Genomic DNA, 269 nt, shown 5'->3' with positions numbered 1-269 from the left:
AGCGGCGGTGACCGTCGCGCCGCAGGCCGATTCGGGCGAGCCGGTCGAAGTCCGCTGGACCGTCACCAACCACGGCGCGGCCGTCTGGGGTGGCACCGAAGGCTGGATCGACAATATCTATCTGAGCACCGACCCGCAGTTCGATCTGCGGCGGGCGGTGCAGGTCGGTTCGGTCGTCCATCGCAACCCCGATGGCTTGGCCAGTGGCGGCAGCTATACCGCCAGCAGCCGTATCACCCTGCCGGCCGGGGTGGAAGGGCCTTATTACG

The 269-nt window shown here is 68.0% G+C and carries 1 protein-coding gene; it reads left to right on the top strand.

Annotated features, from left to right (window positions below; all coding sequences use genetic code 11):
• Positions 1–269, top strand: a 269-nt coding sequence (locus PZA18_RS24585) for a hypothetical protein (RefSeq protein ID WP_284103510.1), incomplete at both ends; no start/stop codon positions are given.

Origin of the sequence: Parachitinimonas caeni, assembly GCF_030129945.1 — a bacterium.
GTDB lineage: Bacteria > Pseudomonadota > Gammaproteobacteria > Burkholderiales > Chitinimonadaceae > Parachitinimonas > Parachitinimonas caeni.
This window is presented reverse-complemented; position numbering and strand designations above follow the sequence as displayed.